This window comes from Megasphaera massiliensis (assembly GCF_036305205.1).
In the GTDB taxonomy this organism is placed as follows: Bacteria; Bacillota; Negativicutes; order Veillonellales; family Megasphaeraceae; genus Megasphaera; species Megasphaera massiliensis.
The window spans coordinates 18398-34252 of sequence record NZ_JAXIXE010000005.1 but is presented as its reverse complement, the minus strand read 5'-3'; the positions used below and the strand labels follow the sequence as shown (position 1 = coordinate 34252).

General features: G+C 54.3%; 16 protein-coding genes and 1 pseudogene. 4 read left to right on the top strand and 13 right to left on the bottom strand.

All coding sequences use genetic code 11. The features are described 5' to 3' along the window. Nucleotides 1-114: 114 nt before the first annotated feature. Genes UCI88_RS00760 through UCI88_RS00710 form a run of 11 tightly spaced genes read right to left on the bottom strand, consistent with a single transcriptional unit; the run spans nucleotide 115 to nucleotide 8854 of the window. The gene (locus UCI88_RS00760) at nucleotides 115-720 is read right to left on the bottom strand and encodes a nucleotidyltransferase family protein (protein ID WP_044502949.1); all 606 of its coding nucleotides are present in this window, start codon (nucleotides 718-720) and stop codon (nucleotides 115-117) included. Beyond that, nucleotides 717-1376 (bottom strand): selenium cofactor biosynthesis protein YqeC, encoded by a 660-nt coding sequence (gene yqeC / locus UCI88_RS00755; protein ID WP_256180030.1) that lies wholly within the window; start codon nucleotides 1374-1376, stop codon nucleotides 717-719. The genes UCI88_RS00760 and yqeC overlap by 4 nt, the downstream gene beginning before the upstream one ends. After that, complete coding sequence (locus tag UCI88_RS00750; protein ID WP_256180031.1) at nucleotides 1373-2425, bottom strand: XdhC family protein; 1053 nt, start codon at nucleotides 2423-2425, stop codon at nucleotides 1373-1375. The genes yqeC and UCI88_RS00750 overlap by 4 nt, the downstream gene beginning before the upstream one ends. A gap of 5 nt (nucleotides 2426-2430) precedes the next feature. Further along, on the bottom strand, nucleotides 2431-3471 hold the full coding sequence (locus tag UCI88_RS00745) for a sulfate/molybdate ABC transporter ATP-binding protein (protein WP_256180032.1): 1041 nt from the start codon (nucleotides 3469-3471) through the stop codon (nucleotides 2431-2433). After that, nucleotides 3468-4139, bottom strand: coding sequence for a molybdate ABC transporter permease subunit (modB, locus tag UCI88_RS00740; RefSeq protein WP_256180033.1), 672 nt, complete (start codon nucleotides 4137-4139; stop codon nucleotides 3468-3470). Before modB ends, UCI88_RS00745 begins: the two co-directional genes overlap by 4 nt. Before the next feature lie 12 nt (nucleotides 4140-4151). Further along, nucleotides 4152-4997, bottom strand: coding sequence for a molybdate ABC transporter substrate-binding protein (modA, locus tag UCI88_RS00735; protein WP_256180034.1), 846 nt, complete (start codon nucleotides 4995-4997; stop codon nucleotides 4152-4154). Nucleotides 4998-5037: 40 nt separating this feature from the next. Beyond that, nucleotides 5038-5973 carry an MOSC domain-containing protein gene (locus UCI88_RS00730; RefSeq protein ID WP_256180035.1) on the bottom strand — a complete coding sequence of 312 codons (936 nt, stop codon included), beginning with the start codon at nucleotides 5971-5973 and terminating at the stop codon, nucleotides 5038-5040. A 4-nt stretch (nucleotides 5974-5977) separates the two neighbouring features. Continuing rightward, complete coding sequence (gene moaA / locus UCI88_RS00725) at nucleotides 5978-6955, bottom strand: GTP 3',8-cyclase MoaA (protein ID WP_044502955.1); 978 nt, start codon at nucleotides 6953-6955, stop codon at nucleotides 5978-5980. After that, nucleotides 6945-7442 carry a cyclic pyranopterin monophosphate synthase MoaC gene (gene moaC / locus UCI88_RS00720; protein ID WP_044502956.1) on the bottom strand — a complete coding sequence of 166 codons (498 nt, stop codon included), beginning with the start codon at nucleotides 7440-7442 and terminating at the stop codon, nucleotides 6945-6947. Before moaC ends, moaA begins: the two co-directional genes overlap by 11 nt. Before the next feature lie 8 nt (nucleotides 7443-7450). Continuing rightward, nucleotides 7451-8470, bottom strand: coding sequence for a molybdopterin-binding protein (locus tag UCI88_RS00715; protein WP_044502957.1), 1020 nt, complete (start codon nucleotides 8468-8470; stop codon nucleotides 7451-7453). A 6-nt stretch (nucleotides 8471-8476) separates the two neighbouring features. Continuing rightward, a complete protein-coding gene (locus tag UCI88_RS00710) occupies nucleotides 8477-8854 on the bottom strand; it encodes a winged helix-turn-helix domain-containing protein (RefSeq protein ID WP_044502958.1) in 378 nt (125 codons plus the stop codon). Between the two features lie 217 nt (nucleotides 8855-9071). Between UCI88_RS00710 and UCI88_RS00705 the strand changes: the two genes are divergently transcribed. The 4 genes and pseudogenes from UCI88_RS00705 to UCI88_RS00690 all read left to right on the top strand — a co-directional run bounded on the left by UCI88_RS00705 (nucleotide 9072) and on the right by UCI88_RS00690 (nucleotide 14218). Then, nucleotides 9072-10097, top strand: a complete 1026-nt coding sequence (locus tag UCI88_RS00705) for a molybdopterin-guanine dinucleotide biosynthesis protein MobB (protein ID WP_256180036.1) — start codon at nucleotides 9072-9074, stop codon at nucleotides 10095-10097. 116 nt (nucleotides 10098-10213) lie between these two features. Next, nucleotides 10214-12465: pseudogene (gene fdhF, locus UCI88_RS00700) on the top strand (formate dehydrogenase subunit alpha). After that, complete coding sequence (locus tag UCI88_RS00695; protein WP_256180038.1) at nucleotides 12458-12967, top strand: 4Fe-4S dicluster domain-containing protein; 510 nt, start codon at nucleotides 12458-12460, stop codon at nucleotides 12965-12967. The pseudogene fdhF and the gene UCI88_RS00695 overlap by 8 nt, the downstream one beginning before the upstream one ends. A 33-nt stretch (nucleotides 12968-13000) precedes the next feature. Further along, entirely contained in the window at nucleotides 13001-14218 is a 1218-nt protein-coding gene (locus UCI88_RS00690) for a molybdopterin molybdotransferase MoeA (protein ID WP_256180039.1), read from the top strand. A gap of 2 nt (nucleotides 14219-14220) precedes the next feature. Here the strand turns inward: UCI88_RS00690 and UCI88_RS00685 are convergent, their stop codons facing one another. Both UCI88_RS00685 and yqeB read right to left on the bottom strand, forming a co-directional pair. Further along, a complete protein-coding gene (locus UCI88_RS00685) occupies nucleotides 14221-14937 on the bottom strand; it encodes a formate dehydrogenase accessory sulfurtransferase FdhD (protein WP_044502962.1) in 717 nt (238 codons plus the stop codon). A gap of 21 nt (nucleotides 14938-14958) precedes the next feature. After that, entirely contained in the window at nucleotides 14959-15807 is an 849-nt protein-coding gene (gene yqeB / locus UCI88_RS00680) for a selenium-dependent molybdenum cofactor biosynthesis protein YqeB (protein WP_256180040.1), read from the bottom strand. Nucleotides 15808-15855: the final 48 nt, after the last annotated feature.

Here is a 15855-nt window from a genome sequence, read left to right as displayed (position 1 = left end):
GCACTCCCTCCCATGACAAGTATATATCTCCATTATAACGGTTCGCATCCGATTTGTCGCGGTCAAGATATACCATGTATCTTATAAGTCGATGTATGCCGATAATTTAAATCATTATATGGATAATCTAGTCGTTACCGCAGCCATGTCGTCTCGGGTGTCGACATCGAAGAGTTCGGCCGCATCGCCGGGATGACAGACCCAGGTATGATCCGACTGAATCAGATGACGGCCCCCGACATCACCGGAAAGAGCTAAGAGTTCATCTTTGCAGGAGGCTCGGAACAAGGCCGGGCTGCACCGCCGCTCCCCATTGTGCATACAGCCGACAGCCGTACCGGAGGCGATAAATTGACGCAAAAAGAGAGAAATCGTCTGCCCCGTCAAGAGTGGCTGGTCTGCCGGGAAAAAGCCCCAAACATCCCGGTCGGGATAAGTGCCGACGCCGATTCGAATCGAAGCGGCCATGCCTTCTAAGGCCTGAGGGTTCCAAAGGACGTCGATATGTTTTCTTCGGCAGGCCTCGGCAATGTCATCATGGGCGGTAACGACGGCGACGGAACAGTCAATACCGGACAATGGCAAAAAAGCCTGTGCCCCCTGACACAGGCTGGTAAGCCCATAGGAATATAAAGGTCGGCCCGCTGCCACAGCCGATAGTTTATTGCCTCCGAAACGACGGCCAAAGCCCGACGCCATAAGGATTAACTGTATCTTCACGGTAGATTCCTCGCTTCCTCTTCATAGGCCGTCATACGTCCCGGCCGAGACAGATGCTGCAAGATTCGATGGCCGCACTGAAAGAGAGCTTCGTCATCAACCTGATTCAGGATGACCGTCGTCCGGTCCCAAAAGGAGCCGAGACGAGCTAAACAGCCTTCCTCCATAATGCGGGCCAAGAGTTTTTCTGTAATGACCGCATCGTCCGAAAGTCCTAATAATTCATAGCGAAAACAGGCCTCACCGACAGTCTGTCCCAGTGCCGACAGGCCGGCCAGACAGTAAACGGCATCGCTGTTTTCGGGAATCACCGGTTCATGAGGTCCCATGACCTTCAAAGGCATGCGACGCGATCCGTCGCCTTCGACTAAAACGAGGTCTGAAAGCTCGCAAAGAGCCTCATAAACACCATCGCCGGGATAGGTTATTTTCCCATTATCAAGGGCTGTGCCGACGACGATAATGCCGTCCCTCTGCCACTGCTCCTTCCAGCCCGCCGGCAGGTCACCGGGGACGAATCCCTGTCGCGGCCGCATCATATGAGTCGTCGTAACGACAGCCACTTTTTTTCCTAATTGCCGCGCCTTCAAGGCCCGAAAAAAAATCGTCGTCGTCTTGCCCCCGGCCCCGACGTAGGTCTCGACACGGGCCGTCATAAGGACTTGGGCCGGTGTTTTTCCCGCCCTTCCCGCCTGGCTCGGACGGCGATCATTTCAGCGGCAATACTAATGGCGATTTCAGCCGGCGTTTCCGCTGAAATAGCCAGGCCGATGGGACCATAGCAGGCGTCGATATCGGCTTCGGAAAATCCGTCGGCCAAGAGTTTCCCTTTAACAAAGGCCAATTTGCGGCGACTGCCGATGACGCCGAGATAGTGGGGCCGAATAGGCAGGATCTGCCGCTGAACGTCGTAATCACCGTGGTGGCCGCGGGTCATGACGCAAACGTAATCATCGGCCGTGATGCCAAGGTCTTCCGGCAGTTCCCGATAATCGACCAGACGCACCGCCGCGGCCTGGGGAAATAAATCGCCCTTTGCAAATTCCGGCCGGTCGTCGATGACGATACAGGAAAAATCGATGCCCGAAAGAACGGGGACCAGGGCCTGAGCCACATGGCCGCCGCCAAAGATAAAGACCCGACCCGGCAACGCCAAACGCTCATGATACAGGCAGCCGTCTCCGACATCCGTCATCCCGGCAGGATGACTACGGCACCAGGCGGCATCGATGGACTGTAGGGATGCCATCTTGCCGCAGCCGATCACCGAATCAGTAAGGAGGGCCATGCCCCAATGATTCACGTCGCCGATATCAAAGACCAGCCACGAAGCGGTCTTCTGCTGTAAGGCTGAGATCATCGCTGCCAGTACCTCAAGGACCTTCGGCAAAGCCGGGTCGAAGTACTGGCAAAATACCGTCAATTCGCCGCCGCAGGCAGCATCGATGTCTTCCACGTCATTGGGATGAAGAATAAGACGGCGAAAGTCAGACCGTTTTTCAGCCAAACAGGCTTTGCCGCATTCAATGGCCAAGTGCTCCTGATAGCCGCCGCCGACCGTCCCCATCGTCGTTCCATCAACAAAGACGACCTGATGGCTTCCGATACCGCGCGGCGTCGAACCTTTTCGCTCAACAACAGTCAGGAGAACAGCCGGGCGGCCGGCCTTTAGATTTTCATATAATGCTGTATATATCCGTTCCATAATCATCACCTGTAAAGTAGTAAAATATCGTCACCCCTAAGTGTTAAGCGGTCCGGCAGGATATCGGGCCGATCCGGTTTGGCAAAGCGCCACCAAATATCGGGCGTCGCCAGAGACTGACGGGGATAACGGAATTTAACGATCCATTCAAAAGGCTGTTCAATCTCTTCCGTAATGACGATGGGCAGGGAATTTGCTCCTTCGCCGCCGTGAAATGCGTGCGCTCTGATTCCGATAGCGCAGAGATCGTCCCCGACAGGTCGTCCTTCCGTCTGAAGGGTGACTTGCCAATCGGGGATGAATACCGATTCCGACCCGCTTTTTCTGGCCGAGACGATATTCTTACAGCCCGTCAAAACAGCTGCCGCCCTGGACTGGGGATTGGCAAAGAGTTCCTTTGTCGGCCCGACAGCCGACACCCGGCCGCCATCGAGGACGGCAATGGAATGGCAGAGCTGATAGGCCTCATCGCGGCTATGGGTAACTAAGATAACATCCTTGGGAAATTCTGCCAAGAGAGCCTTCAGTTCCGTAATGACTTTTTCCTTTAAATAACTGTCCAAGGCACTGAAAGGTTCATCCAATAGGAGAATATCCGGTTCATTTACCAGAATTCTTGCCAAAGCGACCCGCTGCTGCTGACCACCGGACAGCTCTGCCGGCTTCTGCCCTTCAAGGCCCGTAAGGCGCATGCGCTCCATCATGGACTTCACCTGCTTCCAAGCCAGGTCCCTTGTCGACGAGCGGACGCCGCAGCGAATATTTTCTTCGACAGTCATGTTGGGAAATAAGGCATAATGCTGAAAAAGATACCCTACCCGCCGCCGGGCAACCGGGACGTCGATGCCTCGTTTACGATCAAAGAAGATCCTCCCTCCGACGGAGATGTGTCCTTCATCAGGCGTTTCAATGCCGGCCACGCACTGCAGTGTTTTGCTCTTCCCACAGCCGGAAGCCCCGAGAATTCCAAGGATACCGCCTTGATGATGAAGGGCTACATCGAGGGTAAAGGACCCCCAGTTTTTATAGACCGAAATATCAATCACGCCGGGCGCCTCCTTTCACGGTTACGCTGTTCAAAGAGGTTGACCGTCATCAAGACGACGGCACTGATGGCGATGTTGACCAAGACCCAAATGAAGGCACTGTACTCATCATTGGTCCGCCATAATTGGTACACCGTCGTCGAAATGGTCGCCGTATGCTTGGGGATATAGCCGATAAGCATGCTCGTCGCCCCATATTCGCCGAGAGCTCTGGCAAAGGCCAGGACCGTGCCGGCCATGATGCCCTGTTTGCAGTAGGGCATGCGGATATGCCAGAAAATAAAGGTGTCCGACAACCCCAAGGTCTTTCCACTCCAGGCCAGTGTTTCATCGAAGCTTTCAAAAGCCCCCCGCGCCGTGCGGTACATGAGGGGAAAGGCGACGACAGCCGATGCCAGGACGCCGCCGTACCAGGTCATGACGAAGCGGATGCCGGCCTCACTGAGAAAGATGCCGACGGGATGCTGAAGTCCAAAGACCAAGAGCAGCAGCCAGCCGCAGACCGTCGGCGGCAACACCAGGGGCAGGGTCAGGACGACGTCGAGAATTCCTTTTAAGACCCGCGGCAGCCGTGCTACATAGTAAGCCAAGGCGATGCCGCTGAAAAAGACGATGACGCAGGCGATAGCCGCAATGCGCAGGCTGTTCCAAAGGGGATACCAATCCATAGTCGACCACCTTTAGCCGACAGGGCTGAACCCGACGCGCTGGAAGATTTTCATCGCTTCGGCACCCTTGAGATAATTCAAGAAATCCTGTGCCTCCTGCGGATGTCGGCTGTTCTTCATGACCGCTGCCGGATAGATGACCTGGCCGCACATCTCTTTCGTCGCTTCGTCAAGGGGCTTCAAATTAGCACTGAAAGCGTCCGTCGCATAGATGACACCGGCATCGGCACTGCCTTCCCGGACTTGAGTCGTGACCTCCTTGACGTTGGAACCGTAGGTAATGTGACCGGCCTCGGCAATAGCCGGTTCATCGAGGTTGTAGAATTTCAAGATTTTCTGCGTATACTGACCGACAGGAACGTCGCTGTTGCCCATAACCAGCCGGATGGAACCGTCTCTTAATTTCGCGGCCATGTCATTGAAATTCTGAATGCCCTTGGGATTTCCTTCCGGCGTGACCAAGACGACCTTATTTTCCAAGAGGTCGATGCGGCTGTCGCTTTTGATGAAATCGAGTTTATCGGGATTATCCTTGCCGTCTTTGGCGGCATCGAGCTGATTCATCTGCTTCTGCGCTGCTGAAATGAACAAGTCGCAGCCGGCGCCGTTTTGAATCTGCGTTTTCAACGTTCCCGACGAATCAAAGTTAAAGGAAATTTCGACATTCGGATGCTCTTTCTGATATTGTTCGGCAATTTGGGTCATCGTTTCCGTCATGCTGGCTGCCGCAAATACCGTCAAATGAACTTTTTCACCATTGCCGGCACCCGGGGCTGCTTGTTTTTCCGCTCCGCAGCCGACCAAGACGAAAGCCATCATCCCAGCTAACACCGCCGCTGCTGCTTTTTTCCATATCATGGTCATGCATCTCCTTTATAAAAATGGCATTTATGTAAATTTACTTGCGAGCGCAGTCAGAAACACCGCCGCGAAGTAAATCCAACCCGTGAGGAATGGTCTCTAAAAAGACATCCATGCACTCTTGGCAAGCCTTAGGACTGCCGGGCAGATTGATGATCAAGGTTTTCTTACGGATCACACTGACGGCCCGGGACAGCATGGCCCTCTGTGTGACCTTCATCGACGCCGCTCGGATGGCCTCGGCAATCCCCGGCACCTGACGGTCGGCAACGGCAATGGTCGCTTCCGGGGTAACGTCGCGCTGGCCAAAACCGGTACCGCCCGTCGTCAAAATGAGATCGACTTGACGCTGGTCTGCCAGTTGGCGCAGATGTTGCTCCAATTCGTCCCGTCCATCGGGGAGGAGAATCGTTTCGACGACGTCATAGCCTTCCTGTTCCAACCTTTTAACGATGACCGGACCGCTTTCGTCTTGGCGCAGTCCCTGAGAGCCCTTATCGGAAAGAGTAATAACCGCTGCCTGGTACGGTCGTTTTTCCCCGCGTTCTACTTCTACCATCTCGTCTCCCGGATGGATGACACCGCCCTCCAGGACTTTAGCAAAGACACCTTCCCGCGGCATAATACAGTCGCCAACGGCTTCATATACCGCACAGTGACTGTGGCAGGCCTTGCCGATTTGAGTGATTTCCAGCAAGACATCCCCGCAGCGAAGCAGGGTTCCTACCGGAAGTTTTGAAAAGATAAAGCCGTCAACGACCAGATTTTCGCCAAAGGCTCCAAATTCCACGTTGCCGCCGCGGCGACGGAAGTCTTCAATGCTTTCAAGCCCCAGCAGACTGACTTGGCGATGCCAGTGACCGGCATGGGCATCGCCTTCTAACCCCCAATCGACCTTAAAACGCCCTTCGGGGATGACGCTTTTGGCGATTCCCCGAACGTCGCTGCTACAAATGGCCTGTATTTTTCCCATTTTCTTATCCTCCGATCTGACTCATCATTTTATGCTCGCTAATGGCCGCTTTCTCACCAAAACAGTGTTTCGCCGGCTTTTCGTAAACGGCCCTCTCGATGGCTTCCGTCAAGGCCTGCTGCATCTCAATCTGAGGGCGTCCGCTGCGGATGATGTTCCGTAAATCGACGCCGTCATCATAACAGAGACAGGGTTTTAAAAAGCCCGTACTGGTCAGGCGCAAGCGATTGCAGGACGCGCAGAAAGCGTGGCTGTTGGCGGCAATAAAGCCGATTCGCCCGTAAAGATACCGGCTCTTATAATAGTCTGCCGGGCCGTTCCCGCGCACTTCATCGGTCGCCGCAAGGTCCGGATAGGAACGGCGCAAGACTTTCAGGCAATCATCGCGAGTGAGTCCGGCCAGGGTCGTCCCAAAACCAATGGGCATGAGCTCGATAAACCGGACGTCGACGGCCAGCGACTGCGCGAGTTCTGCCAATTTTACGATTTGATTTCTCGTTTCAGCCAGCAATACGGCGTTTACTTTGACGTTTACACCTGCTTCTACGGCGGCATGGAGTGCCTTAAGGACGACGGACAAGTCTCCGCCGCCGGTAATCCGTCTGTACTGCTCGGCATCTAAGGTATCCAAACTGATGTTGATCCCGTCAATGCCAAAATCGGACAACGCCGGCAAATCTTTTTCCAGCAGCATCCCATTGGTGGTCATCGTTACCGAGCGGACACCGTCGAGGCCTTTCAAGGCTCGTATGAAATCGACGGCACCTCGCCGAACCAGGGGCTCGCCGCCGGTGATCTTAAAGCGGTCGATGCCCAGCTTCAGCGCAGCTTTACAGACAATCATCATTTCCTCATAGCGTAGGACCGCATCATGGCCGACGCTTTCGACGTCATCCGGCATGCAGTATCGGCAGCGAAGGTTGCAGCGGTCCGTCAGCGACAGGCGGAGATAATCAATGGTCCGCCCCCATCTATCCTTCATGGTCAGAGCCTCCATCGTATTGGAAATGGCCGCTTTTTCCACCTATTTTTTCGACGAGATGAATGTCTTTCAGGCACATTTTTTTATCGACAGCCTTACACATGTCGTAAACCGTGAGTAAGGCCGTCGACACACCGGTCAGGGCCTCCATTTCGACGCCGGTCTTGCCGTCGCACTTAACGGTGCAGCGGCCTTCGATTTCACAGACATCGTCATGAAAAATAAATTCGATGCCGCATTTTGTAAGGTTTAAGATATGGCAGAGCGGAATGAGTTCACTCGTCCGCTTGGCGCCCATAATCCCGGCAACGCGGGCGACGCCGAGGACGTCGCCTTTTTTCATAGCGCCGGCTTTCACGGCATCATAACACTCACGGCTCATCGAAATACGGCCGCAGGCTATGGCCGTCCGCGACGTCACCGTCTTTCCACTGACATCGACCATGACGGCATCGCCATTCTTGTCAATATGTGTAAACGGGTTCACAAGAACACCTACTTTCCAAAACCACAGTTCGGGAAGGTACAGACCGGACAGTTCAGACACAGTCCGCCTTCGCCCAGACGAGACAAATCGGAAGCCTTTACAGGAACATCGGCCATGAGCGACGGCAGGACGAGATCAAAAATCGTCCGTTTGGCATACATGACGCAGCCCGGAAGGCCGACGATAGGTCGATTGTCGTCCGTATAGGCCAGTAAAAACATGGCTCCCGGCAATACCGGTGCGCCATAGGAAACGATGCGGGCCCCAGTGTTTTTAATGGCCAACGGCGTCTGATCATCGGGATCGACACTCATGCCACCCGTACAGAAAACCATATCCATGCCGGCGTCAAGCATCTCCCGGATAGCCGCCGTAATGGCTGCCGGATCGTCAGCCAGGACCTTGTGCATGGCCATTTTCGCATCGAATTCAGCCAGCTTACTTTCAATGACCGGCGTAAACGTATCTTCAATGCGGCCATGAAAGACTTCATTGCCCGTCGTGACGACGCCGGCCCGTTTCTTATGAAAAGGGTGGACATCGAGCAGCGGCAAGGGACCTGCCACGGCCTTGGCCTTGGCCATTTTTTCTTTTTTTATAATCAAGGGAATGATCCGGGTTCCGGCCAATTTATCGCCCTTGCGAACGGTAAAGCCGCCGTGACGGGTAGCAATCATCATCTCGCCTAAGGAATTGACCGCTTCCAAACCTTGACGGTGAATGGTCAGCACACCATCACAGTCGGCAATGAGTTCGATTTTCCCTTCCTTAGGCTCGCTGCCATGCATGTTGGCCCCCATACAGATGTCCCGCAGAATGGCCGCCCCTTCATTTTCATGGTAAACGGTGTCATCATTTTCCCAGATATAGACATGGTCTTTTCCGACCGATAGCAAAACGGGGATGTCCTCCTTGGTGATGATGTGCCCTTTACGAAACACCGGCGCTTTGGTAACGCCGCGGATAATCTGCGTAATATCGTGGCAGAGAATATGACCGACAGCGTCTTCCGTTTTCATCATTTTCATAACGTTCTAGCCTCTCATTTCTCTTAATTTTTGTAATTCTTCATCATTGAATAACTCGCCGAACTGTCGAGCCGCTACAGCTCGGACGGCCTCGTTCATGTGCCGGTAACGCTTGAGTATTTCTTCGGCCTGTCCGGTCAGGACCGACCGTCCCCCGTCTTTTCCGCCGACATAGCGGCGAATGAGGGGAAAACCCCAAATGGCCTCGGCGTCGCGCATGATCGTCCACGCCTTTGAATAAGACATATTCATGTCTCTAGCAGCTCCCTGGAGCGAACCACGGCGGCGAACGCCGTCTAAGAGCTCGGCCACGCCGGGTCCGAAAGCCCGCTTGTCGCCCAACAGACACATGATGACCTTATAGTGAAGCTTTTGCCCTTCCATGAACGCCTCCCTGCATCGTTATTCGCAAGTTCAAATAACGGATAAAAAAAGTAAATCCGGCAGTTCATCGACTGCCATCTTCGACTAAACTCATTATACATTAAAATCTGTTAGCTTTCCATACTTTTTTTGTGGAAACTTCCAGTCAACTTCCTCACCTTATCACATAAAATCATGGTATAATATAATTATATTATAATAAAGGACGTGATAGAGGATGATAAAATATTCACATCGTTTCTCCCTGGGCCTGATTATCCTGGCCGGGGGCGAAAGTTCTCGCATGGGCCACGATAAGGCAACCCTGCCTTGGAACGGAACGGATTTGCTGACCGATTTATTGCTTCGCAGTCAGCGCGCGCCTTTTGCAGAACGCATCGTCTCCATCAACCGGGATTACTCGCCCAAGAACCTGCCGGCCAAGCTCGCCCGTACGGTCCGCACCATCGCCGACAACGTCCAACACTGCGGTCCCCTGGGCGGACTGGAAGCAGCCATGCGCGACGGCGAATGCGACTACTATTTGGTGCTGTCTGTCGACCTTCCCTTTTACGATTTCTCGCCGATTTCGGACATTCTCCGCCCCGTTCGCCGAGCCCCCGAATTGATGGCCGTTATTCCCCGGACAAAAGACGGCCGAGATCAACCCTTAGCCGCTCTTTACAGCCGAGAATTAGTTCCGGCCATTGCCCGGCAGCTTCAGACCGGAAACTACTGTCTACAGGAATTTCTGCAGACGATTCCTACGGCTACCCTGAAATCGTGTCGACCGGCTCTGTACCTCAACGTCAATACCATGTCTGACTACGAAGCTGCCAAAGGCCGTGCCGCCAACAGCCGGCGCAAAATTCCTGTCGTCACCCTGACGGCCCCGAATTCGGGAGATGGAAAAACGACGGCCGCCGAAACGGCCATTGCCGAACTGACACGCCGCGGATACCACGTCGCCTACATAAAAAGCACGCACCACACGGACTGTCGTCCCAAGGCCGGTTCCGACACGGACCGGGCCAGAAGTGCCGGTGCCGTCTCGGCCTGTCTCTGCAGCCCCGATATGATCGGACCGGAAGCGCAAAAAGAAGATGTCATCTTTAATATGACACAACAACAGCTAGCCGATTTAGTTCTTGTCGAAAGTCACAGCCACGGACCATTTCCACAGATCGATATCCAGCAAGCTGATTCCGCGAATATAGTCAATCATATCTTATTCCTCACGGGATACCGTTCGTCGGAAATATAAGCCCTTAGTGATTATGTAATTGCATCTCGCAGACAGAAGTTCTACTATGGTAGCATAGCTTTACATCCTGCCCGTGATGTACAAAAATCAGTTGAACCCAAAAGCGAGGTGTTACTATGAATACTCATAAAAACATTGACACAGTCTGTCCCTACTGCGGGTCAGGCTGTGTCATTACTTGTACGGTAGACACAGAAACGAATCGTGTCATTGAAGCAAAAGGATCTCCGGAAGGCGTCAACAACGAAGGCCGCCTTTGCTTAAAAGGCCTTTATGGCTGGGACTACCTGAATGATCCTCAAATTCTTACCAAGCGAATCCGCCATCCGATGATCCGCAAGGGCGGCAAACAAAGTCCCTTAGTCGAAGTATCTTGGCAGGAGGCTATCGAATACACGGCATCGCGGCTCAAAGCCATCATCAAAGAGTATGGCCCCGACGCCGTCATGGGTGCCGGTTCGTTGCCCGGACCGCGGGCCGAACCGACGCCGTCATGGGTGCCGGTTCGGCCCGCGGTCCGGGCAACGAAACGGCTTATATTACCCAGAAATTCATGCGCGCCGTCATCGGCACCAATAACGTCGACCACTGCGCCCGCATCTGCCACGGCGCCTCCGTTGCCGGCCTTAGCCAATCGGTCGGTGAAGGTGCCATGTCAGTCAGCATTCCGGAAATCGAAGATGCCGAAGTCATTTTCAACATCGGTTACAATGCCCCGGTCTCACACCCTATTGTAGCCCGCCGCATCGTCAAAGCGAAGAAGAAAGGCTGTAAAATCATCTGCGTCGACCCCCGCCTGACGGAAATGGGACGGTTGGCCGATATTTACCTCCCGCTAAAAGGCGGTACCAACATGCTTCTGCTCAATGCCATGGCCCATGTCATGGTAACGGAAAACTTAGTCGACCGCGATTTTATCGAAAAGCATACGACAGGTTTCGATGTCTATGCCGAAGAAATTGCACAGGACAAGTACGCCCCGGAAGCCGTGGCCGCCGCAACCCAGTTAGATCCCGACGCGATCCGCAAGGCCGCCCGCCTCTTTGCTTCCTCGAAACACACCGTAACCCTGTGGGGCATGGGCATTACCCAGTTTTCTCAAGGTGTCGAATGCGTCATTGCCTGCTCCAACCTCAGCCTCATGACCGGCAACTATGGCCATTACGCTACCGGTGTCGGCCCGGTCCGAGGCCAAAACAACGTCCAGGGAACCTGTGACATGGGACTCCTGCCCAACCAGTACCCCGGTTATCAGCCCGTAACGGACGAAACCGTCCGCCGAAAATTCGAAAAGGCCTGGGGTTGTGTCCTGCCTGACAAAGTCGGACTGCCCCTGACCCGCGTCCCGGCCAAGGTCCTCCGTGAAAAGGACCCGAAAAAGCAGATTCATGCTTACTACATCATCGGTGAAGACCCGGCTCAATCGGACCCGGACCTTCCGGAAATCAGACGGACACTCAATGCCATCGATTTCGTCGCCGTTCAAGATATTTTCTTCAACAAAACCTGTGAACACGCCGACGTCGTCTTCCCGGCCACAGCCTGGGGCGAACACGATGCCGTCTACTCCTCCTGCGACCGCCGCTTCCAGCGCGTCCGCAAACTGATCGAGCCGCAGGGCGACTGCAAACCGGACTGGGAAATTCTCTGTCTCTTAGCCACTGCCATGGGCTATCCCATGCAGTACCATAACACGGAAGAAATCTGGGATGAAATGCGGTCTCTCTGTCCCAAATTTACCGGCGCGACCTATGAAAAGCTGGACGCCAATCACGGGATCCAATGGCCCTGTTTCTCGGAAGACCCAAATGATAAGGGAACACAGTACCTCCATAAAGGCGCTCACTTTGCAACAGCCGACGGAAAAGGCCGTTTCTATTACTTCCCGTGGACACCGGTAAAAGAAGTCGAAAGCCCCGATTATCCCCTGTCCTTATCGACGGTCCGCGAAGTCGGCCACTATTCCGTTCGAACCATGACCGGCAACTGTCGCCTCCTCGTTGACCTGGCCGATGAACCGGGATACATTCAGATGAATCCCGACGACTGTCAAAGTCTCGATATTGCCGACGGCGACTTAGTCCGAGTCATCTCTCGACGCGGACAGACCATCACCCGTTGTCAGGTTTCCGACCGAGTCTCTCAAGGCGCCACGTACATGACCTATCAATGGTGGATTGGCGCCTGCAATGAATTGACCATTTCCGCCTTAGACCCCAAGAGCAGCACGCCGGAATATAAGTACTGTGCCTGCCGCGTCGAAAAAATCGACGACCAAAAACAGGCAGAAATGAGTGTAAAAGCCCAGTACGCCGCCATTCGCAGCCGCATGGGAATTCAATCGGAAGGAGGCCTCGGCCATGTTTAATCATATTAAGACAGATCCGGAACTCTGTATCGGCTGTAAGACCTGCATGGCAGCCTGCGTCGCCAGTCACACCGGCAAGGCCTTATTCGCCATGAAACCAAACAGCTTCGACTTTACGCCGCGCGTTCACGTCGTGTACACGTCAAAAATCACCAAGGCCGTCCAGTGCCAACAGTGTCCGAAACCGCGTTGTCTCGACGCCTGCCCTTTTAACTGCATCTCCCTCGGGGAAGATTCCGTCGTCATCGATGAAGACGCCTGTCGGGGCTGCGGCAAGTGTTCTAAGGCTTGTCCCTTTGACGCCATCACCATGACCCGCATTTATCACGGCAATACCAAGGGCCGCCCATTCCGAATCGTAGCTTATAAATGCGACCTTTGTGAAAACACCGAGACGGGAAAACCGGCTTGTATCCCTGCTTGTCCGACAGAAGCCTTAAGTCTCTTCGTCCCTAAAGCCGCCGTTTCGGCAGGTTCCAAGAGGACTCTGACAAAGATATAGTCATTCAAACCAGTATAAAAAGGATATCGAATTATGGAAATCGTAACGATTACCGAAGCAAGGCGCCGTCTCCGCGGCGCCTTGTCTTCCTCCCAAAAAGAAATTGAAACTGTCTCCCCGGAAACTGCCGTCGGCCGCATTACCGCAAAAGACATGACTGCCGCCCATCCCTATCCGCCTTACCGTAAATCGCCCTTCGACGGCTATGCCCTCTGCAGCCATGATCAAAAGACCTACGACGTCGTCGCCACCATCGGGGCCGGCCTCGTCTATGACGGACCGGTTTTGCCGGGTCAGGCCGTCCGCCTGATGACAGGCTGTGCCGTCCCGGACGACTGCGATACCGTCATTCCTCAAGAATACACGGTCCTCCAAAATAATCGGATTAAGGTGACAGAAAGCATTCCGCACGGCAGCAACATCATTCCCGTCGGCGAAGAGTGTCGTGAAGGGGCCGTCATCATCCCCAAGGGAACGAAACTGACAGCCGGCGCCGTCTCCGCCGCTGTCGGCATGGGAAACGCCACCTTTCCGGTCTTCGCCAAAACGAAAATCTTGTTCCTGACGTCAGGAAGGGAGTTAGTCCTCCCCGGTCAGAAGCGACACGACGGGCAGATTTACAACTCCAATGCTTACCTTTTCCGCCCCTTACTGGAAGCGCAAGGTGCAGCCGTTACCTTCTATCATGTTTCAGATGCGCCGGAATGCCTCGACGCCGAAACGGAAAAAATCCGGGCCTTAAGCCGTGACGCCGACCTCATCATCAGCACCGGCGGCGTATCAGTCGGTCTCTACGACACGATGCCTCAAATCTACGAACGCATCGGTTCCGTCCGGCTTTACAACCGCATCACCATGCGTCCCGGTTCGGCCTCATACGGCGGCGTCATCCAAAGGGATACCGGCAAGCAAACGATGGTCCTCGGCCTATCCGGCAATCCGTCTGCCGCCTTCAACGCCTTCGTGCTCCTGGCCCTCCCCATCGTCCGCCAAATAAATGGTGAAAAAAACAGAGACTTGCCGATCGTCACCTGTCGATTAAGCCATGCCATTCACAAGGAAAATCCCGTCGACCGCTTCGTCCAAGGGCACATTTCCTTTGAAGATGGTAAGGCCGTCTTTACACCGAATACGACTCTCACGTCGAGTGCCCTCTTAGGCCTTGCCCACGTCAATGCCCTGGGCTGCATCAAAAAAGGAACGCCTCCCTTGCCGGAAGGCGCTCCCATCGACGCGATTTTATTATTTTGAGATTACCACCTAATCCGTTCCCCGTGAGCAAAGACCTTAAACGAATCGGGACGCAGCCCACAGACGACGGTAATGCCGTATTTCTCTGCCAAAGCCACGCCTAAACTGGTCGGCAGGGCCCGCGAGGCCAAGAAACGGACGCCCAGGCCGTGGACCTTTTCGATAACCGACTGCGGCACGCGGCCGCTGAATACTAAAACGGCCTGACTGACGTCGATATGGTTCATTTCAACAAAACCGCGCAGTCTGTCGAGAACGTTATGGCGGCCGATATCTTCTGTGTAGACGAGGATTTCGTCGCCCTTTACTAAGGCTCCTTCATGGACGCCGTGCGAGGCATGGTGGGCCGTCGATAAGCTGTCTAAAAGTCCGCCATAAGAGCAGAGCTGCTGTGCCGATATCGGATTAAACGGTTCGTCTCTCGGTGCTTCCACGACGCCTTCCCGGGTCGTCACCCAAGCCGCCCCGTCATGCAGGCTGACGTCAGATAAAACTCTGCCGCCGGCAACCTTCCCCTCAGCCAAACAATAGCCGGCTGCCAGAACATCGACGTCTTCCGGCGAAGATATGAGGGTACTGACCCTCACACCATCGAGATAAAGCGGCGTCATGACCTCAATGGCAATGGCCTGCTTTTTGGGCTCCGCCCCCTGATGATAATCGACATAGGATAAATCCCGGCATGATGCAAAATGGAGTGCATCTTCTTCTCTTTCCATTTAAAACCCCTCGATTCTTATTTAAAACAAATCATCTCGCCCCAACCAAAGGAGGGCCGTCAATACGGCGCCGCCCAAGCTTCGTGCCTTATCCGAAATGGTAAAGCAGTTGTGGTACTCATGCTCACGCGGGTCGATATCGGCAATCTTAAATCCCCTGGACGCGTAATAGCCGTCGCGAATCAAGCCCCTTACGAGTCCCGTTAAGGACGCCGGCACGGGAATTCCCGTCGCTTCAGTAATCGCCATTCCGTCGGGAATCGGTACATCCGTCAGGACAGCCATAGGCTGTCCTTTTTTTACGCGGTCGCCAATGCGGACCAAGCCATAGACGAAACCTGCGGCGTCACTGTGGATGACCCGCTCTTTGCCATAGCCGGCAATGATCCCCGGTATGCCCGTATTGGCCGCAGCCGTGCCTTCACGTATGATGCGCCCTAACCGATGGCCTCGCTTCGTTTCAATGACGGCATCGACATCGCGGCCGGCCGTAAATCCCGGACCTAAGGCCACGGTATGTCGCGCCATGCCGCGGTTCGTCCCCAAGTTTTTCTTAGCCAAAATGGCATCGACGACGCCCCAGGGTTGAAGCATGTGAATGCTCTTTCCCTCAGGATCGACGAGAAGAGGTATTTCCTGACGCCCCCAAACCGTCGATAACTCATCGATCGACCGACATCGTCGACAGGTCATATTTTCTACGACAGCCTGTCCGTCATAGACGGCTTCACAGAGAGATACCTGCCGGCGAATCGCCGACGGTCGGTCTGCTTCTAAGATGAGGACGCGAAAACCGGCCTGAAATAAAGCTTGGACGACACCGGTTGCCAAATCGCCGCCGCCGCGAACAATAATCAACGTATCCTTCATAACAATCCTTTCTATAAAAGCCCCTCATCCTGCCAAGCAGGTGAGGGG